We start from the raw sequence: 17,755 nt of genomic DNA, 5'->3' as shown, positions 1-17,755 counted from the left end.
AGTTTCGCGCGCCGCTCAGGCCCCTCACCCCACACTCACCCCGGAAGATCACCTCATGTCTTCAGGTACGCCAACGCCGACCGGGCGGCGTGGTACCCACACATGCCGTGCGCCCCGGCACCCGGCGGAGTCGCCGCCGAGCACAGGTACACGCCGGAAACGCCGGTCGCGTACGGGTCCAGAGCCGGGCGGGGCCGGAGCACGAGCTGCACCGCACTGTTGGCTCCGGTGACGATGTCCCCGCCCACGTAGTTCGCGTTGTGGACCGACATCTCGGTCGTCGTCCGCACGTGCACCGCACGGATCGTGTCGCGAAAGCCCGGGGCGAACCGTTCGATCTGAGCGGTGATCAGCTCGGTCGCGTCGCCGGTGTACCCGTGCGGGACGTGCGCGTAGGCGTAGAGCGGGTTCAGGTTCCCTGCGGAGCGCGACGGGTCGGCGAGGAACTGCTGGCCGACCAGGACGTAGGGGCGATCGGGCATGGTCCCCCGGTTCACCTGACGCTCGACCGCCGCCGTCTCGGCGTACGAACCGCAGACGTGGACGGTGCCGGCGCGGCGGGACGGTTCGTGCTCCCACGGCACCGTGCCATCGACGGCGTACTCGACCTTGAACGCCCCAGGCCCGTGCTTGTACCGACGGTAGGCGCGGGCGGTGCGGCGAGGCAGCCTGGCGCCGACGATCCGCACGGCGTCGGCGGGTGAGGTGTCGAGGAGCACCAGATCGGGGTTGCCGAGTTCGTCGAGGGACTCCACGCGCACCCCGGTTTCGACGGTGCCGCCGTTCTTCTCGATCAGCGACGCCATCGCTGCGGCGATCGCGCGCGATCCGCCCTGCGCGACCGGCCACCCGTAGGCATGCGCGGCCGTGCCCAGCGCGATGCCGATGGCCGAGGACATCGGCGAGCCGAAGGGCCGCAGCGCGTGCGCTGCGACCCCACCGAACAGGGCGCGCGCCTCGGGTGTCGACCAGGCGCGCGCGAGCACGTCGGCGGGCATCGCGGCGAACATCCCGAACCTGGCGAGCAGCACCGGATGGACGGGCACGTGCAGCATCGGGCGCAGGAAGTCCTCGGTGATGCCGCCGAATCGTTCGGTCAGCGCACCGAAGATCCGGCGCCACACGGCCCCGTCCGTCCCGAGCTCCGCGGCGGTGTCGTCCACGGATCGATAGGCCGCGCCACCACGTCCGCCGTCGAGCGGATGGGTGTACTGCACCTCGGGCCACGACCAGATCAGACCGTGTTCCGCGAGGTCGTACCGCCGGCTGAAGGGTGTGTCCACGGCCAGCGGGTGGAAGCCGCTGCATTCGTCGTGGAGCAGACCCGGCAGGGTCAGCTCGCTGCTGCGCGTACCGCCCCCGATCGTCTCGGCTGCCTCGAGCACTCGCACCCGTACGCCCTCGGAGGAGAGGACGACGGCGGCAGCGAGCCCGTTGGGTCCGCTGCCGACTATCACCGCGTCGGTCATGCTCCAACCTTGACACGATCGGGCCGGACCTGCGGGTGGAGGTAGGCCGTCCCGGCCGGTTCGTAGCCGGCCATCCGCCAGGTGACGGTGTGCGGGATCGGGCCGTCGGGCAGCCACGGCTGCGCCGAGACCGCGTCCTCGATGTGATAGTGACCGCGCTCGACGACACCGAGCGCCGCGTCGATCACCTTGTACTCCAGCGTCTTCCGATGGATCGGCTGGGATTCTATCCAGACGATGACGCATTCTCCCGGTTCGAACCGGCACCGCGCCTGGACCGCACTGATCGTCTGCTCGTTGTGGAGGTGGCCGTCGCCGAACTGCCAGCCCACCAGGGTGGTGCAGGTGAACTCACCTTCGCGGATGCGGTAGTTCTCGAGCTTGTCGAGGTGCCGCATCATCAGCGACATCAACCCGCGACCCTGGCTGTGCATGGTGCGCCATGCGACCGCCTTCTGCATGAAGATCTCGGCGACCTCCTTGCCGAACGCCCCACTCAGCTGGTCGATCTGGTTGTCGTTGAACTTGGTGAGGTTCTCGTTGAGCTTGTTCTCCGCCTCGTCACCGCGGAAGGCCCACAGCGCCGACGCCCAGTTGCCGGCGTACTGACGCATCGACGGCAGGAAGGAGACGAGGTCGGGGCGCACGTTGCCGAGGATCGGGAACAACAGGAAAGCGACGAGGATCGGTGCGAGGATCCAGACGGAACTCACGTCGCCCACCCCGTAACCGGCGCCGGTGGGGAATCCACCGAAGAGCCAGACCGCGGCGAACATGTAGAAGACGTTCCACTCGAGCGGGACCGCCAACGGGAAGGTCGAGGTGATGAAGATGTGGAACATGACCATGCCGATGATGGCGAGCCAGGTGATCGCCGTGTTCGTGGAGAACAGCAGCACCAGCGGGACGACGAGTTCGACGACGGTGCCGCAGACATGGGCGAGGAATCAGCTGACCTTGGACGGACGCAGGTCCTGCGGGAAGTTGCGGTAGAGCGAGCGCTTGAACCGCTTCGAAGTGATCCACGGGGTGTTGCTGAGCATCGGCGGGATCACATTGGTGAAGTGGTGGCCGAACTTGGAGACACCTGCGCCGAACCACACGGTGACCAGCGCGATCTTGGCTGCCAGGATCATATCGACGTGGTTGCTGAAGATGCCGAAGAAGAACATGACTGCGACGTACTGTTCCGAGCGTGCGGCCAGGAAGACCACGCGGTCGCGCAGGCCCATGACGATGATGAGGCCGACGTAGGTCAGCAGCGCCCACTGCGGGAGCAAGCCGACCTCGCTTCCCGGCAGGGCAGCGGTCGTGACGCCGGGTCCGAGCAGCAGGAACAGCAGCGTGGCGAGGAGCGCGAAGTAGATCGCGACGTCGACGACGGTGCGATGGTCACCGCGGGTGAACGGCACCACCTTCGGCCAGGGTGGGAGCCGCAGGGTGCCGCGGCGGGTCCAGTAACGCCAGCCACCGGTGAACGGCTCGAACTTGAACGCCAGCGGTCCGGAGGACGACGCGTAGCCGGTGATCTCGAACAGGATCGTCCACACCATCAACTTCTGGTAGACGATCGGCTCGCCCCACCAGCCGGCGAGATCGGCGAAACCCAGTCCGGGCGTGGTGAGTCCGACGACCGCCACCCCACCGAGAACGTAGAAGATCAGCTTGTACACGTACAGCATGTGCATCTGTTCGGGGCTGCCGAAACCGTATTCGGCCCAGTGGGTCGCCAGCACCCGCATGCGCTCCATGAAGGGCATGTCGTCGTAGGTGGCCGGGTCGACCGGCGGCATGTCTGCCGTCTTGAATCCCATTGTTACTCCTGAAGGTGGGCAGGGCTCATCACCGCGAGGGGAACTCGCGTCGAGGTAGGACGAGAGGTGGGGTCAGGCGTGTTGCAGTGTGCGCCTGAGCGAGGGCTTGTCGATCTTGCCGACGGGGTTCTTCGGTAGTGCGTCGAGGATGTCGATCCGCTCGGGCACCTTCGCGCGCATCAGGTGCCGCCGGCAGTGCTCGAGGAGGCCCTCGGCGGTCGTCGTCGCATCCGGGTACAGCACCACGTAGGCGACGGGAACCTCGCCGAGGACCGGGTCGGGCCGGCCGACGACCGCGGCTTCGAGAACGTCGTCGATCGAGGTAAGGACGGTTTCGATCTCCTTGGGGTAGATGTTCTCGCCACCACGGATGATCATGTCCTTGACGCGGTCGACGATGCGCAGATAGCCGTCCTCGTCCAGGATCCCGATGTCCCCGGTGTGCAACCAGCCGTCGCGGACGGTCTCGGCGGTCGCATCGGGGCGATCGAGGTAACCGCGCATGACCGTCGGCCCCGCGATGACCACCTCTCCTGTCTCGCCGGACGCCAGCAGTTCCCCGTCCGGCGACATGATCCCGATCCGCTGCCCGGGCAATGCCGGTCCCACCGTTCCGAGCTTGCGGACGCCGTCGACGGGATTGCAGGCGGATGCGCAGGTCGCCTCGGTGAGGCCGTATCCCTCGACCATGACGAACCCGAAGCGGTCGTGGCACCGCTGCAGCAGTTCCTTCGGGACCGGAGCCGCGCCGCACACCACGAACCGCAGCGACGAGGTGTCGGGCCGGACGGTGTCGGGCAGCGCGGCAAGCATCGCGTAGATCGCGGGTACAGCGGAAAAGTATGTGGGGCGGAGCTTTTCCACGTGGTCGAAGAATCGGCTCGCGGAGAACGATCCGATCACACTGAGCTGTCCGTGCGAGCGCCAGACCGCCAGTGCGCTCACCATGATCGCGTTGACGTGGAACAGCGGCAGGACCAGCATGCAATGGTCGTCGGCTGTGAGACCGAAATGGTGCGCCATCGTCGACGACATGGCCTCGGCATTGTCGTGATCGAGTATCACGCCCTTCGGCCGGCCGGTGGATCCGCTGGTATAGATGACCAGGCTCGGTTCGTCACCGCGCAGGGCCACGGGTTCGGGGCCGTCACCCTCGACGGCGAGATCGTCCACGGTGATGCTCGACCGGCCGCCGTCGGGCGCGTCGGTTCCGTTGTTGACGACGAGGACAGCACCGGAGTCCGAGATCTGATAAGCCGCTTCCGATTCCGTGAACGCCGGATTGACGGGCGTCGCGGCAGCACCGAGACGCCACGCCGCGATCATCGCGACGAGCAGTTCGACCCGGTTCGGCAGCATGATCGCGACGACGTCGCCCGCACCGACGCCGTGTCGCGCGAACTGCGCTGCGACAGCGCGGGTTCGGTCGTCGAGCCGGGCGTAGGTGAGTTCGAGCCTGTCGTCCCGGACCGCCGTGCGAGCGCGATCCTCGGCGGGGACATTCCAGGGAGAAAGGGAAAGCGGGAGAAGGGCATCTACAACTCCTCGGTCCGACGAGCACGTATCGGTTGTGATGCACGACACTATGCGGCCGGCGTGATCCAAGACACGTCCCGCGAGACCAACTTCGACGCTGCCGTTGTCGAATCTGCACAAAAATCGGGTCAACGACGGGACGCGCGCTTCCCCATGGGCATCAGCACGGGTCGTCCGAGCACGTGACAGACGTGCAGAGCCAACTCGAGATCCAACCGGTTGTCGGAGATGGGCCGTCCCCGTTCCTCCTCCGCCTTCTGCAGCCGGTACTTCACGGTGTTCCGATGAAGGACGAGTTCCTCGGAGGTCTGCACATAGCTTCCGCCGGTCCGCAGGAACATCCGCGTCGTGTCCCGCAGACGCTCCGCGGCCGGGTTGTCGATCGCGAGTCGGCCCAGCGCATCGGCGACGAAACGCCTGGTCGTCGCGAGGTCGCGTGCCAGCACCGCCGTCGCGGACATGCCGTCCTCTCCGTAGTACACCGCTCGGCTGTGCGGAACGGTCGCGGTGCTCGCGACGATCCGCACCGCTTCGGCCTGCTCGTGGCTGCGCCGGAACCCCGCGACCCCGACCCCCGGCTTCCCGAATGTCACGCGCAACCCGGGGACGGCCTGCACAACGGTCCGGAGGCGTGGCACGTCGACGACCGTGCCACCGCCGTCGTCGTCCACAACCAGGCCGTGCGGCGATCCACCGGGACGAGCAAAGGCGACCCTCCCCCACCGGCCGCGACCGTGAGGGTCTCCGCTGCCGCCGCGAGGGTCGGGGTCTGGTCCGCGCCCTGGGCCGGGCCTTCGATCCACGCGATCGCACCGAGGTGGGTTCCGTCGAGCCGGTAACCCGTCTTCGTCGCGAACTCCTCGGTATCGAACGCACCGCCGCTCAACACCTGTTCCACCAGCGCCGACGTCACGTTCTCGGACTGCCGGACCAGCACCCGCTGCTCTTCTTCGTGAGCGTCGAGCACGACGCGCGTCATCCAGTCCACATACTTGTGCATCCACCCGGCGAAATGGTGGAGCAGCTCGAGTTTCAGGTCGGGCGCACAATCGAGCTGCTGGATCTCCGCGAACATCTGGTTGAACAGGTCGTCGGAGCCGATGTGGTAGGCCCAGCGCAGCCGCAGGAACGCCGTGCCGCGCGAGCCTGACCGCATACTCCGTGGCGGCGGTGATCGGCTGGATACGATCGAGCGGGATGTCGTTGCTGATCATGTGCAGGATGGTGGCGACGTTGCCCTCCACGCTCGCGCGCAGCATGTCGGTCAATTCGGACTCGCCGAGATCTTCGACGGCCGACTCGATCGCCGCGTCCATGCTCGCGACGATCTCGTCTGACCGCCGCTGCATCCGCTCGCCGACCACCACCACGAGTTCCTGCACATCGGCGGCACGCGTGTCCTTCGACGGAGCACCGCGTCCGGCGTCATCGCTCATTGCACTCGTCTACCAGAAAACTCTCGTGCACAGTGTGCGATCACCACACCACCGACGAGGTCCTACACGAACGTCAGCCCGCGGCGTCGTCCTGACATGCCGCACAGCCTCGGGCAACGAAGGCCGACAACGGCATCATGTAGCGCAGGAACAACACCTTCTTCGGCACAGTGGTATCGCCCCACGGCAGTACGGTCACGGTCGGATCGACGACCGAGGGAAGGTCGGACGGCGCGGCGATCGCATACGTGTAGTAACCCGACGCGTCGAGTGCGCGATGATCTGGTCGAAGCCTGCCTGTGCGAGCTGTGCGGCGGGTCCGGTACAGGAAGTTCGGGTCGAACGGCTGCTCGCACGGTTGCCTGAGCATCGTCGCCCCGCCGAGGCGCCTGGTCACCTCGGGGCAACGGCACGCAGTCGCTGAGCGATGCGGCGTCGTCGGGCACGGACACGCGGATGATCAGAAGCCCACCGGGGTGCTCTGCCCCTCCGGAACACCGCGGATCTCGTTGCGCGCGTGGTCCGCCGGACCGGGTACCACAGTGGCATGCCACTTCTGCTGTGACGGACGGCGATTCCGCGCCGCTGATTCCGCGAACGGATTCCCGCTACCCGAATCCGGCACGATCATGTCGTCACGCAGCAAAGCGACGGTGTCGAAGTTCGTGCCGTAGGTGTCGAGCGAGAAGTACCGCGCGGCCGGATAGATGCCGGACACCTCGATCGAGTCGCCCGGGCCCAGCGCAGAAGGCCGGTTCGGCACCGTCGGCCGGGGGCACGGCGAGCGTGACGCTCCCGCACAGAAACGCAAGCGCGGCGACGATACGAGCACAGAGGACTCGGGACGAATTGCGGGACACGGGGACTCCGTTCGTCACATACACGATGAACGCGGGTCACCGCCTGTGAAGCGAATTCGGTGGACGAAATCGTCGATTTCACCCTCGCCGCATCAGGTGAGAAGCGCGGCGTCGAGTACTCGGCGCGCCACCGCGGGATCGTCGACGTGGATCGAGACCCGGCTCACGAGCGCCGGACGGCGGCGGTGTTCGAAGAATGCCGGCAACAGGACGTCGACAGGTTCCGCGAGCATGAGGTCGAGATTGGTGCCGTCGGGTCCGGGCAGGAACAGCACCTCGCCATCCACGCGCGTCTCCGTCGGCCGGAAGCGGTGGCGAGGAGTGCATCGCTGCAGGTTGTCGGCGCCGATATGTGCCACGACCTGATGTCCGGCGCGCAGGACCAGGCCGTCCCGCGTCAGAAGATGCGGATTGACGACACGATCCGCGAGCCACCCGACCAGGGGAAGAAGTGAGCACACCGAGACGATCGACAACGTCCAGCGCAGCCACTCCCAGGGCACGAGTATGTGGACCACCGCGATCTCGATGACCGACGCCACGAGCCACGCGATCGGCACGCTCATCGTGCCGCGGGTGTAGCCGATCGTCGTCACCCCGGGGCCGGCATCGACTCGACGCCCTCCTATCAGCAACCACAGTGCGCGATAGCTTCTCAGCTCCGCGCGCATCAGGGTTGCGGGCACGCGGCCGACGAGTTCGTCGAGCACCCTCGCCCATGGGGCTTCGGATCGGCGCAGAACTCGGATGCGCACTGCTCCGACGATCAGCACCAGGACCCCGAGAGGTAGCTCGAATCCGAGCCAGACCTTCAGCGCGGTCGCCGGGGCGAAGACCTCCAGCGCAGCAAGGACGGCGTTCGTGCAGGCCACTACTACGGTGAGGACAAGGGCGGCCCGGTGGACGAGCCGGACGGTGCGCTCGGTCATGACCGCGCTCCGTGCTGTTGCGGTCCCGATTGTTCGGCGACGCGCCGGACGAACCCGATCGCGACGGCCTGCTGGGCCGGGTCGGGCAGGAACTCGGCGAGAACGTCGATGTTCGATTCGAGGGCCGTCGCCGCCTCGGCCGCCCAGGAACCGAGCACCTCCACCATGATCGGGATGTCGTCGAGAAGTGCGGTCATGCCGTCGATCACGGCGGTGATCTCGTCGGCCGCGGCAGCGGAATCCTGTCCGGCGAGTCCGCCGAAACGTCGGTAGACGGCAACCATCGCGTGTCGTTGTCCGGGGTCGTCGAGCAGGGTTCGCAGTGCCTCGAGGTATTCCGGTGGGGCCTGTCCGGTGAGTGCGAGCATCTCCCAGCTGTCGCGCTCGCGCACGAACAGAGTCCGGGTACGCGGGTCGCCCTCGCCGTCGATGAGTTCGTCGAACGCATCGACGATCGGTGACGGCAAAGGCGAGAGCCGGTCGCCTGCGCGATGGCGCTCCAGGATCGCGGCGAGAGCATCACGCTTGACCTGCAGGGTCCGGATCTGGGCATCCGCCGCCTCGAGCAGCGATTCGAGGTCTGCAGTGAGATCGGACCCGGAATCGCGGTCGTCGCCGTCGATGAAGCGGCCGCCGAGAACTGTCGCCACCGAACCCAAGGGAACACCCGACTGGGCGAGCCGGCGGATGCGCAACAGGCGCACCAGGTCGGCGAACCCGTAGTCCCGATATCCGTTGGGTGCCCGTGGGGGTTCGGGCATGAGCCCGAGCCGGTGGTAGTGCCGGACGGCCCGAACGGTGGTTCCTGCGGCCTGGGCCAAGTCGCTGATCCTCATGGCTCCAGCATCGACCCTGACGCTACGTCAGGGTCAAGTCGTGGATGCGGCGCACCTCGGGCGGGAACAACCCGAGGAGGACGGCGGTTGAGTGCAGTAAGGTAGTTGACAAATCAACTACATGACCGAGAGGGGTTACCGTGCCCGCCGTAACCGTCGACAACGTTCTCGCTCTTCCCCGCGTCGAAGAGCCCACACCCGGCGCGCTCTCGCGTCCCGTCCTGTCCGTGACCACCGCCCCGCGCGGCTTCGAAGGCGAAGGCTTCCCCGTCCGCCGTGCGTTCGCGGGCATCGAGACGAAGCACCTCGATCCGTTCATCCACATGGATCAGATGGGCGAGGTGAACTACGCGCCCGGCGAACCGAAAGGCACACCCTGGCATCCGCACCGCGGATTCGAGACCGTCACCTACATGATCGACGGCGTCATGCAGCATCGCGACTCCCACGGAGGCGGCGGCACGATCGGTGGCGGCGACACCCAGTGGATGACCGCAGGCAGCGGCATCCTGCACATCGAAGCGCCACCGGAACACCTGGTGGTCAGTGGTGGGCTGTTCCACGGCGTGCAACTGTGGGTGAACCTGCCCGAGGCCGAGAAGTTCGTCGCTCCGCGGTATCAGGACATCGGTGGCGGCGAGGTCGCCTTGTTGTCCTCGGCCGACGGTGGCGCGCTCATCCGGGTGATCGCCGGAGAACTCGACGGGCACCGCGGCCCCGGTTCGACGCACACACCGATCACCCTGTTGCACATGACCGTGGCGCCGGGAGCGAGCGTCACGCTGCCGTGGAACCCGGAGTTCAACGCGCTGGCATACGTACTCGCCGGCGATGGCGCGGTCGGACCGGAAGACCGTCCGATCCGAACCGGGCAGACGGCCGTCTTCGGCAGAGGTGAGAGCCTGACCATCTCTGCTGCCGCCATGCAGGATTCGCGTACCGACGCGCTCGAGTTGTTCGTGCTCGGCGGCAAGCCGATTCGTGAACGCGTCGTCATGGCAGGTCCGTTCGTCATGAACACCCGGGCCGAGATCATCGAGGCGATGGACGACTTCCACGCGGGGCGTTTCGGGTCGATTCCTGCCGTGCGCGGCTCGGACGAGAAGGCCTAGACGTACCGGTCGCCCAGGGCCTCGCCCGCCGGAATGAAGATCCGGCGGGCGGGCAACCGGTACCGGCAACACCTCCGCTGGATCGACACCCGCCAGGGTTTCCCGTTCGCCGGGAACTTCGATCTCGCGATCCATGCGCATGCTCCGTTGACGGTGCACCTCGTCCAGATGTGGATTCCGCCGGACACCGCCGGTATCGAACCGAGTTACGAGGAACTGCCCGTCGCGGAGGAACTCGCGAGGGTAGGACCGGGCTTCACGGAGACGTTGCCCTCCGCGGCACTCGACGGACGAGACCGATCAGCAAATCGTGGCGAGCACACCTCCGCCACCTTCCCACGTGCCCATGAGGCCGGGACCGGCAAGCTCCACGACCGTCGGCAGGTGATGCACAACGATCGTGATACCCGCTGTGCCGATATGCGTCCGACTGTCGCTCTCATCGGTTGCATCGATTGTTGTGACTGCAGGGACCTCGATGCCCTCGGCACCACTTCCCCGAACGCGAACAGTTCCGGCGACCTTCCTCGGTTTGCCCCCGTCGACGTGGACATAGTGTTCGGCTTCGCTTCCGCCACTGCAGATCGTGACGAGTAATTGCCGGACGTAGACGGGATCGGTGGTCGCGTCGTAGACGAATCGGTGTCCCAGCACCGAATGTTCCGTCTCCCCGACCGATCGACCGTCGGGTAGTGGCGCCGAACGATAGGTCCAGGGCACCTGATAGACGACGCCTCGGGTGTCGCGCACGAGGTGGGTTTCGATACCGACCTCACCGGCCGGATCATCGAAACGAAACGCGCCGAGCCGGTCGACGTCGGAGTCGCCACCCCGGTAGAAGGACGTTCGTGGGAGCCAATCCCGCAGCAATCGCCTCTTGGTGGGAGACAGTTCGGCGTCGTACAGGAGAGCCATGCCGTCGACAATAGTGCCGGCGCAGAGCGAATGGCCCCCGCACCTACGCCAGTGCCAGCGCCACGAGCGCGACCAGCGACGGCACACTCTGGCACAGCGACCCCACCACTCCGGATCCACGTGGGCGACTCATCGCCATCCGGTCCGAGACGAACAGCGCGACCCCGGCCGAGAACATGAACGCACATGTATAGACGACGAGCGTGCGACCCGGGGTCTCGTGCCCGGTCCACCACACGATCACCCCTGCGATGGCTCCGGATCCGAGGAACAAATTGTAGAAGCCGACGTTGAACGCCCACATCCGTACCGGCGGAACATCCGCAGTAGGGATGCGGAACAGGTCCCGGTGAATGCTCGGGCGGCGGAACAGGATCGTTTCCCACGCGAATGCCAGCACGTGTATCGCGGCGGCGACCAGCGCCGCGAGCTGCGCGATGAGGATCATGTCGCGGCCTCCTCGGCGAACCGGATGTCATAGCGAGCGGCGATCTGCGCGAGTGTGCTCGTCAGCACTTCCTCCGGAAGATGCGCCTCGCCCAGCGCGTGGAGATCGGTGAAGAAGCCTCTCATCCCGGTACCGGGACAGACGAGGAGGAACGCCGCGTCGTCGGTGAGCACCGAGAAAGTGTTCGATGTCCCCGCCTCGATGGTGAGCGTATCGCCGGCAGCGAGTTCACAACCGTAGCCGTCGAGCAGGGCGAGAATCCGGCCGCGCAGCAGGTGGTAGGTCTTGGGCCAGGGCTCGGAGTGCAGCGGCGGTGGAGTGCCGCAGGGCGCCTCGACCAGCATGACCTCGTAAGCGCCGCCGGTATGTTCACCGGACGACAGAACGGTGACGACGGCGTCCGGCACCGAAAGACGCCTACCCGTACCGGCCTGAGTGAGATGAGTGGACACACTGGCGACGCTAGGGCGCCGTCAGTGGCCGAACCATCCCCGAAACCGGGGATGCTCCGGCGGTTGGGGCCGGCGCATACTGGGCTCATGCTCGAAGTGCGGGCAGAGCGGGTCCGCCGTGAGATCCTGGAGTTCGCGGGCACCGGCGCGGGTGCCACCGAACTGCACGAACGTGCCATCGAACTGGTCGATCGCATCGTGCGCAGCGACCTGACGTGCTGGGCGCTGTTCGATCCCCTGACCCTGGCGTTCGGTTCGATGACCAGTGGACGCAACCGCATTCCTTCCGAATACGAGCCACTACTCGCCGAATCGGAATGCGGTGGACACGATCCCGCGACGTTCGCAGACATCGTCCGCAGTGGACGAACGGTGGTGCGGGCCTCGGATCTACCGTCGACCGAAGTCGCCCACAGCCTCCGGCACGCTGCGGTATGGCGCCCGCTCGGACTCGACTGCGAGGTGCGTGTCGTCTTCACGGTTGACGGATTAGGTTGGGGATCAGCCGGTTTCGTCCGATCGGGTCCGGACTTCACGGATCGCGAACTGGAGTTCCTGGCGATGATCGCGCCGGCGGTGGCGGTCGCGACACGGGCGGCCGCCGTCCACTCCCTGCAGGCACGCCCCGGAGCCGATCCCGGTCCGGCGGTGATCGTGACGGACCCTGTGGGCGAACCGGTCGCGTCGACCGTCGCGGCGCGGGCCTGGGAGGAACGACTCGCCGGTCCTGTGCGACCGGCATTGCTGTTGCGGGCGGCAACGTTCGGAGCCCGGGCGAGTTCGACCGGGGTGTTCCGGGCGCGTGTCCGCAACGAGGGCGGAGGCTGGATCGTCGTCCGTGCGGCGCCGTTGAGCGCCGACGGCGACGAGTCCCGCACCGCGGTCACCATCGAACCCGCTGCGGCCAGTGACCTCACAGAGGTGCTGTTCGCCGCGTACGCGCTGACCGATCGCGAGTGTGAGGTGTGCACCGACGTGCTGAACGGGCTGTCCACCGCCGAGATCGCTCGGCACCGGGGCATCACGACGAACACGGTGCACGATCACTTCAAGTCCGTCTATGCGAAGACAGGATCGAGTAGCCGCGCGGAACTCGCCGCTCGGTTGGCCGGCCGGCAGATGCCACGGTCGTCGCTGTCGTCCCGGGCCGGCGCAGCGCCACGGAAATCGGTTCGGGGGGCGCGTCGGAACCCGTGAACGCCGGGGTTCGGGGTTGGATGTCCGTGTCCTCGACGTTGCCGGCACGATGCCCGGCCTCCCCGTGCGTCTGGACATCGTCGTAGAGATTCGTCGACCCGAACGACGCACCGTCCTGATGCACACGAGTGCATACAGCATGTATCAGCCGAAACATGCCGGCCCCGATCCGATCGAAGTCGCCCCATTGTTTTTTGCACCTTGTTGCACATAGGCTGCCGTCGAAGGGACCGTCCGGAGACAAGAAGGAGCCACACCATGACGCTGCCACCGATCCTGTCCGGCCCGCTGAGCGTGCCCCTGATCGCTTCCCCGATGTTCATCGCGTCGGGGCCGGAACTGGTGTCCGCCCAATGCCAGGCCGGTGTCATCGGGTCGTTCCCGGCGCTCAATGCCCGCCCCCAGTCGATGCTCGTCGACTGGTTGCACCAGATCACCGAGAGCAACGCCGACTATGCCGCACGCCACCCCGAGCAGTACGTCGCGCCGTTCGCCGTCAACCAGATCGTGCACCGCTCCAACGAGCGGCTCGAGCAGGACCTCGAGGTCATCGTCGAGCACCGGGTGCCGATCGTGATCACCTCCTTGGGGGCGCGAGAAGAGGTCAACGAGGCCGTCCATTCCTATGGAGGCATCGTTCTCCACGATGTGATCTCCAACGAATTCGCTCGTAAGGCGATCGACAAGGGTGCGGACGGAATCGTCGCCGTCGCCGCGGGAGCAGGAGGACATGCCGGCGTGCAATCACCGTTCGCCTTGCTCCAGGAGATCCGCCGGTGGTTCGACGGCCCACTGCTGCTGTCGGGATCCATCGCGCACGGCCGCTCCATCCTCGCCGCCCAGGCCGCCGGCGCCGACCTCGCGTACGCCGGCACCGCCTTTCTCGCCACCGAGGAAGCCCGCAATGCCGCCGATTACAAGAATATGATCGTCGACAGCACCGCCAAGGACATCGTCTACAGCAACCTGTTCACCGGGGTGCACGGCAACTACCTGCGAGGCAGTATCGTCGCCGCCGGCCTCGACCCCGACGAACTCCCCGAATCCGATCCGTCCGCCATGAACTTCGGCTCCGGCGGCGGCACCGACGCCAAGGCCTGGCGCGACATCTGGGGAGCCGGCCAGGGCCTCGGCGCGATCGAGTCCGTCGTCACCGTCCGCGAACTCGTCCAACGGCTCCGGGACGAGTACGAGCAGGCGTGGGGGTCCCTCGAACGACGCCGAGTCGTCATGATCGACGCCGGATAACGTGACCTAGGCTGACCCGATGTCACTCAGGTTCGCCATCCTCACCGCACTGGTCGAGCGCGACAGCACCGGACTGGAACTCGCTCGACGCTTCGACCGGTCGATCGGTTACTTCTGGCCGGCGACCCACCAGCAGATCTACCGCGAACTGGACCGGATGCGCACCGCCGACCTGATCCGCGAGGTCCCTGCGGACGGCAAACCCGGCCGAGGACAGCCCCGGCGTTTCACTATCACACCCGACGGCCGACGGCTGCTGCGCGGCTGGATCGCCGAGATCGAGGATCCGGACGTAGTTCGGTCCGGCATCTCCGTCCGTCTGCGCGCCGCCGCGGCCCTCGCCGATCCCGGCTCCGCGCGCCCGGCCTTGGAACATCACCGCGCGTATCGGACGGCGATGCTCGAGCAGTATCGAGCCATCGAGCAACGCGACTTCGCCGAACTTCGCGGCGACGCGCGGCGTACCCTGCAACACCGCGTGCTGCGCCTCGGCATCGTCCTGGAGGAGACCTGGCTGGCCTGGCTGGACGAGACGCTCGATACGATCCACCGACTCGACACGGCACCGGATACTTCGGACGACCGGAGCGGAACACTGCCGTAGGCCGATCTACGGTAGGCGGTGAGCTCAGAAGTGCTGTCACCAGGGGGGCAACAGGTGTCCCACGCGCGTGTCCTGCCCCGGAGTCGCCCACCGTTCGTGGCAAGGTCGACAGAATGCATCCGTACGACCAGGGGTTCGAGCCTCCGCAAGCGTGTTCGGAGTGGTGCCGGGCGCGCTCGTTCGACCTGCAGGTACTCGACGAGGGCGTCACCGTCGACCTGAAGTGGTGGAACGGCCATCTCGAGCGTGCCGGGCACGAGATCCGCCTCCGCGGCCGGAATCTCGACGGACGGATCATCGATGACGGTGACGCGATCGTCCAGCGCAACGACCTCCGTTCGGGCAGCGAACTGATCGATGCAGACCACGCCGGACTGGGTCTGCTGTTCCTGTGCGCGGCCTGGCGTAGTGCACACCCGAGACGACGCGGCGCCAGACGCTTTCCCGATGTCCGCGACGCACACGCCCCGAAGGACCGGGACAGGTTCGCCAAGATCAAGGGAGTCCTCGACTACTGCGCGAAGACCGAGTCGCTGCCCGAGACTGCTCGGCAGACCTGGTCCGGATGGCCGGATACCCCCGGGGTCGGCGTGCCGCTACTGGCGACCTATCTGTGGGCGGTCGAGGTCCGGACCGAGGCAGGGCCGGCGCAACTTCTCGATCAGCACGCGGTGTCGACGCTCATCCACGAAGGGTGGCTCGAGGATCCCTCGGTCGCCGACTTCACCTTGCGGCGCTACCACCGGTACGTCGAACTACTCGACATGTGGGCGTCGTTGATCACCACGCGTCCGGAGATGGTGGAGATGTGGCTCGTCGACCGCTGGCACGCCCGGATCTGTGAAGCCCGGGACGGGTCGCACGCGACGCCGCGCTTGTTCTGACTCCGCTCGGTTGTGGACGCGAGGCCGCGCGAATCACGCCGTCGAGGTCGTCTTCCGAGTCTGATCGGCGGCAACGCCACGGCTCCGAGGAGCACACCACCTCGCGTTCGTGCCCTCGACATGCTGGTCGCGCTGCCGGGAAGGCGTCATGATGGAGGAGTGACGCCCGCGTCGCCAGGAGACTTCGCGTTCCTCGCCCGGATCCGTACTGGGGATCCGGAATCGCTGTGCGCCAGTTCTGTTCACGCGATCACCCGGACGCCCTTCCGCCGCGACGGAAGGGCGCAGCGGTGACCGTACGGCACGAGGAGCAGCACCATGACATCGATCGAACCTTCCCGAGGCGGGGGTGGCGGCACGATGGCGCGGCCGAACTCGTCCGGGCTGGCAGACGTCATCGACACCATTCTCGACAAGGGTCTCGTGATCGACGCGTTCGTGCGGGTGTCCCTCGTCGGCATCGAGATCGTGACCATCGATGCCCGCATCGTGGTCGCCAGCGTGGACACCTACCTGCGGTTCGCGCAGGCCGTCGACAGGCTGGAGATCTCACAGACCCAGCCGAAGGGTGTGCCCGAGATCGTCGGTGATATCGGTGGCAAGGCCGTGGAGAGCGCCGCCGAGCACAAGACCCACAGCGCCCTGGACTCCGCTGCCGAGAAGGTGCTGGGATTTCTCGACGATGTGTCGGAGAAGCGGCAGGAAGCTCCGCGAAGCAAACGGAAGCGGCGGTAGCGGATCGACCGTCGTTTTCCGGTGGCGAACGTACGGCGAAGAGCACGGATGGGCGATACCGTCGGAACCGCAGCACGTCGACCGAGGGGTGGCAGTGGCGGATTTCGAACGGGACCGGGCGCTGATGATCCGTCTGTGGCGCATGTGGGGCTCACGCGCCGCCGACCTGTCCGACCAGCAGTGGACGACCGACACCCGACTACCCGGTTGGACGGTTCGCGACCTCTACGTGCACATCACTCCGTCCGTGATGATCGACATGCTCGCCACCCCCACAGCGGATGGTGCCGCGAAGGTCACCAGCGCGGCCGAAATGCTCCAGGTCTTCAATGCCGATCCGACCGTGGCCGAATTGCGGCACGGGCAGATGGCCGAGATGGTCCGGCAACTGGCGGTCGATGCCGATCGCGCGACCATGGCGACGCGCTTCGTATCCGAGTTTCCCGCCGCCTTCGAGTGGCTCACGGGATTGAATCGTGCCACCGTCATCCCGCATCCCTTTCTGGACTCGGTCGCGCTCGGCGCCTTCATCGACGTAGCGATCCTGGAGACCACGATCCACTGGCTCGACGTGGCCGATGCGGTCGGAGGACCACCGCCGGAGTCGATGGCACTCGAACGGACGCGCGACATCCTCGCCGCGGTACCCGATCCGCTCACGTTCGTCGAGGCAGCGTCGGGACGGTCTGATCCGGCGATCCTGCCGGTCATGCGCTGAGGGACCACACGTCGTCGCTCTATGCTCGGACGATGTTCCTTCTCTTCGGCTTCGGCACCAAGCGGCAGAACCTCGGTCAGGGGCAGAACCGGACGTGTCCGCGCTGCCACAACACCACGCAGTGGGCCCGCATGCGGGAGTTCAAGCAGTTCACGTTGTTCTTCGTACCGATTGCGCGCTGGAGCCGGCGGCAGCTGGAGCAGTGCGGGATCTGCGGTACCGCGGTGGAGATCTGAGGGCGATCGGTGGGGATCGGCGAAGGTGGACGGCCGCTCGGCCATGCCCGCGGAGCCGGCCTCGATCCGATCGGGCGATCCCGTCAGCTCGACCCGCAGTATGCGCCGCCGGAACAGAAGCTCTGCCCGCCCGGTGGAGCACCACGGCGCGTACCGCGCGGTCGGTCCCCAGTTGCTCGGTGGCATCGACGATCGCGAACCTCCTCGAATTCCGGTGGGACCGCCACGCGCGGACAGCTCGGCCCGCAATCGCGAAGTCGGCTGCACAAGAGGGATTTCGATACCGACGACAGCATGTGGCTCGTCGCGAGGAGCTCTCTCCCCAG

At 66.8% G+C, this 17,755-nt stretch carries 19 protein-coding genes and 1 pseudogene; 8 read left to right on the top strand and 12 right to left on the bottom strand.

The window, feature by feature from the left end:
- Nucleotides 1-53: 53 nt before the first annotated feature.
- The 9 genes and pseudogenes from PV766_RS12710 to PV766_RS12670 form a co-directional block, all read right to left on the bottom strand.
- The gene (locus PV766_RS12710) at nucleotides 54-1,469 is read right to left on the bottom strand and encodes a phytoene desaturase family protein (protein WP_064065404.1); all 1,416 of its coding nucleotides are present in this window, start codon (nucleotides 1,467-1,469) and stop codon (nucleotides 54-56) included.
- Nucleotides 1,466-3,283 (bottom strand): annotated as a pseudogene (locus tag PV766_RS12705) (DUF3556 domain-containing protein). Before PV766_RS12705 ends, PV766_RS12710 begins: the two are co-directional and overlap by 4 nt.
- Before the next feature lie 72 nt (nucleotides 3,284-3,355).
- Nucleotides 3,356-4,858, bottom strand: a complete 1,503-nt coding sequence (locus PV766_RS12700; RefSeq protein ID WP_421097216.1) for a class I adenylate-forming enzyme family protein — start codon at nucleotides 4,856-4,858, stop codon at nucleotides 3,356-3,358.
- A gap of 89 nt (nucleotides 4,859-4,947) precedes the next feature.
- Complete coding sequence (locus tag PV766_RS12695; RefSeq protein WP_421097142.1) at nucleotides 4,948-5,412, bottom strand: PucR family transcriptional regulator; 465 nt, start codon at nucleotides 5,410-5,412, stop codon at nucleotides 4,948-4,950.
- Complete coding sequence (locus PV766_RS12690) at nucleotides 5,409-5,975, bottom strand: hypothetical protein (protein ID WP_421097141.1); 567 nt, start codon at nucleotides 5,973-5,975, stop codon at nucleotides 5,409-5,411. The genes PV766_RS12695 and PV766_RS12690 overlap by 4 nt, the downstream gene beginning before the upstream one ends.
- A gap of 353 nt (nucleotides 5,976-6,328) precedes the next feature.
- Nucleotides 6,329-6,652: a hypothetical protein gene (locus PV766_RS12685; protein ID WP_421097140.1), complete on the bottom strand. Its 324-nt coding sequence runs from the start codon at nucleotides 6,650-6,652 to the stop codon at nucleotides 6,329-6,331.
- Between the two features lie 63 nt (nucleotides 6,653-6,715).
- On the bottom strand, nucleotides 6,716-7,018 hold the full coding sequence (locus PV766_RS12680) for a hypothetical protein (protein ID WP_421097139.1): 303 nt from the start codon (nucleotides 7,016-7,018) through the stop codon (nucleotides 6,716-6,718).
- A 189-nt stretch (nucleotides 7,019-7,207) separates the two neighbouring features.
- Nucleotides 7,208-8,044, bottom strand: coding sequence for a hypothetical protein (locus tag PV766_RS12675; RefSeq protein WP_421097138.1), 837 nt, complete (start codon nucleotides 8,042-8,044; stop codon nucleotides 7,208-7,210).
- Nucleotides 8,041-8,880, bottom strand: a complete 840-nt coding sequence (locus PV766_RS12670) for a MerR family transcriptional regulator (protein ID WP_421097137.1) — start codon at nucleotides 8,878-8,880, stop codon at nucleotides 8,041-8,043. Before PV766_RS12670 ends, PV766_RS12675 begins: the two co-directional genes overlap by 4 nt.
- A 140-nt stretch (nucleotides 8,881-9,020) precedes the next feature.
- Between PV766_RS12670 and PV766_RS12665 the strand changes: the two genes are divergently transcribed.
- The gene (locus tag PV766_RS12665) at nucleotides 9,021-9,992 is read left to right on the top strand and encodes a pirin family protein (protein ID WP_421097136.1); all 972 of its coding nucleotides are present in this window, start codon (nucleotides 9,021-9,023) and stop codon (nucleotides 9,990-9,992) included.
- 300 nt (nucleotides 9,993-10,292) lie between these two features.
- Here PV766_RS12665 and PV766_RS12660 read toward each other — a convergent pair whose 3' ends face one another.
- The 3 genes from PV766_RS12660 to PV766_RS12650 are packed head-to-tail and all read right to left on the bottom strand — an operon-like array spanning nucleotide 10,293 to nucleotide 11,807.
- The gene (locus tag PV766_RS12660; protein WP_421097135.1) at nucleotides 10,293-10,907 is read right to left on the bottom strand and encodes a maltokinase N-terminal cap-like domain-containing protein; all 615 of its coding nucleotides are present in this window, start codon (nucleotides 10,905-10,907) and stop codon (nucleotides 10,293-10,295) included.
- A gap of 43 nt (nucleotides 10,908-10,950) precedes the next feature.
- Nucleotides 10,951-11,355: a DUF1304 domain-containing protein gene (locus PV766_RS12655; RefSeq protein ID WP_064065395.1), complete on the bottom strand. Its 405-nt coding sequence runs from the start codon at nucleotides 11,353-11,355 to the stop codon at nucleotides 10,951-10,953.
- A complete protein-coding gene (locus PV766_RS12650) occupies nucleotides 11,352-11,807 on the bottom strand; it encodes a cupin domain-containing protein (protein ID WP_064065394.1) in 456 nt (151 codons plus the stop codon). The genes PV766_RS12655 and PV766_RS12650 overlap by 4 nt, the downstream gene beginning before the upstream one ends.
- 87 nt (nucleotides 11,808-11,894) lie before the next feature.
- Between PV766_RS12650 and PV766_RS12645 the strand changes: the two genes are divergently transcribed.
- The 7 genes from PV766_RS12645 (at nucleotide 11,895) to PV766_RS12615 (ending at nucleotide 17,429) form a co-directional block, all read left to right on the top strand.
- Nucleotides 11,895-13,004 (top strand): helix-turn-helix transcriptional regulator, encoded by a 1,110-nt coding sequence (locus tag PV766_RS12645; RefSeq protein ID WP_421097134.1) that lies wholly within the window; start codon nucleotides 11,895-11,897, stop codon nucleotides 13,002-13,004.
- Between the two features lie 258 nt (nucleotides 13,005-13,262).
- Entirely contained in the window at nucleotides 13,263-14,252 is a 990-nt protein-coding gene (locus PV766_RS12640) for an NAD(P)H-dependent flavin oxidoreductase (RefSeq protein ID WP_421097133.1), read from the top strand.
- 19 nt (nucleotides 14,253-14,271) lie between these two features.
- Nucleotides 14,272-14,856, top strand: a complete 585-nt coding sequence (locus PV766_RS12635) for a PadR family transcriptional regulator (protein ID WP_129976789.1) — start codon at nucleotides 14,272-14,274, stop codon at nucleotides 14,854-14,856.
- A gap of 113 nt (nucleotides 14,857-14,969) precedes the next feature.
- Nucleotides 14,970-15,740, top strand: coding sequence for a hypothetical protein (locus PV766_RS12630; RefSeq protein ID WP_421097132.1), 771 nt, complete (start codon nucleotides 14,970-14,972; stop codon nucleotides 15,738-15,740).
- 360 nt (nucleotides 15,741-16,100) lie between these two features.
- Nucleotides 16,101-16,475, top strand: coding sequence for a gas vesicle protein GvpJ (gene gvpJ / locus PV766_RS12625; protein ID WP_016934320.1), 375 nt, complete (start codon nucleotides 16,101-16,103; stop codon nucleotides 16,473-16,475).
- A 94-nt stretch (nucleotides 16,476-16,569) separates the two neighbouring features.
- Nucleotides 16,570-17,193: a maleylpyruvate isomerase N-terminal domain-containing protein gene (locus PV766_RS12620; RefSeq protein WP_421097131.1), complete on the top strand. Its 624-nt coding sequence runs from the start codon at nucleotides 16,570-16,572 to the stop codon at nucleotides 17,191-17,193.
- A gap of 32 nt (nucleotides 17,194-17,225) precedes the next feature.
- On the top strand, nucleotides 17,226-17,429 hold the full coding sequence (locus PV766_RS12615) for a zinc-ribbon domain-containing protein (RefSeq protein WP_064064072.1): 204 nt from the start codon (nucleotides 17,226-17,228) through the stop codon (nucleotides 17,427-17,429).
- Nucleotides 17,430-17,755 lie beyond the last annotated feature (326 nt).

This window comes from Rhodococcus sp. As11, from assembly GCF_048957735.1.
Lineage (GTDB): Bacteria > Actinomycetota > Actinomycetes > Mycobacteriales > Mycobacteriaceae > Rhodococcus > Rhodococcus gordoniae.
Note: the sequence above shows the minus strand (reverse complement) of the source record. Positions and strands in the feature narration are given on the sequence as shown.

Excerpts from the sequence above, each read along its gene's own strand:
- PV766_RS12710 (WP_064065404.1), bottom strand. The coding sequence starts at position 1,469 with ATGACCGACGCGGTGATAGTCGGCAGCGGACCCAACGGGCTCGCTGCC.
- PV766_RS12690 (WP_421097141.1), bottom strand. The coding sequence starts at position 5,975 with ATGCGGTCAGGCTCGCGCGGCACGGCGTTCCTGCGGCTGCGCTGGGCC.
- PV766_RS12675 (WP_421097138.1), bottom strand. The coding sequence starts at position 8,044 with ATGACCGAGCGCACCGTCCGGCTCGTCCACCGGGCCGCCCTTGTCCTC.
- PV766_RS12670 (WP_421097137.1), bottom strand. The coding sequence starts at position 8,880 with ATGAGGATCAGCGACTTGGCCCAGGCCGCAGGAACCACCGTTCGGGCC.
- PV766_RS12660 (WP_421097135.1), bottom strand. The coding sequence starts at position 10,907 with ATGGCTCTCCTGTACGACGCCGAACTGTCTCCCACCAAGAGGCGATTG.
- PV766_RS12655 (WP_064065395.1), bottom strand. The coding sequence starts at position 11,355 with ATGATCCTCATCGCGCAGCTCGCGGCGCTGGTCGCCGCCGCGATACAC.
- PV766_RS12645 (WP_421097134.1), top strand. The coding sequence starts at position 11,895 with ATGCTCGAAGTGCGGGCAGAGCGGGTCCGCCGTGAGATCCTGGAGTTC.
- PV766_RS12640 (WP_421097133.1), top strand. The coding sequence starts at position 13,263 with ATGACGCTGCCACCGATCCTGTCCGGCCCGCTGAGCGTGCCCCTGATC.
- PV766_RS12635 (WP_129976789.1), top strand. The coding sequence starts at position 14,272 with ATGTCACTCAGGTTCGCCATCCTCACCGCACTGGTCGAGCGCGACAGC.
- PV766_RS12630 (WP_421097132.1), top strand. The coding sequence starts at position 14,970 with ATGCATCCGTACGACCAGGGGTTCGAGCCTCCGCAAGCGTGTTCGGAG.
- gvpJ (WP_016934320.1), top strand. The coding sequence starts at position 16,101 with ATGGCGCGGCCGAACTCGTCCGGGCTGGCAGACGTCATCGACACCATT.
- PV766_RS12615 (WP_064064072.1), top strand. The coding sequence starts at position 17,226 with ATGTTCCTTCTCTTCGGCTTCGGCACCAAGCGGCAGAACCTCGGTCAG.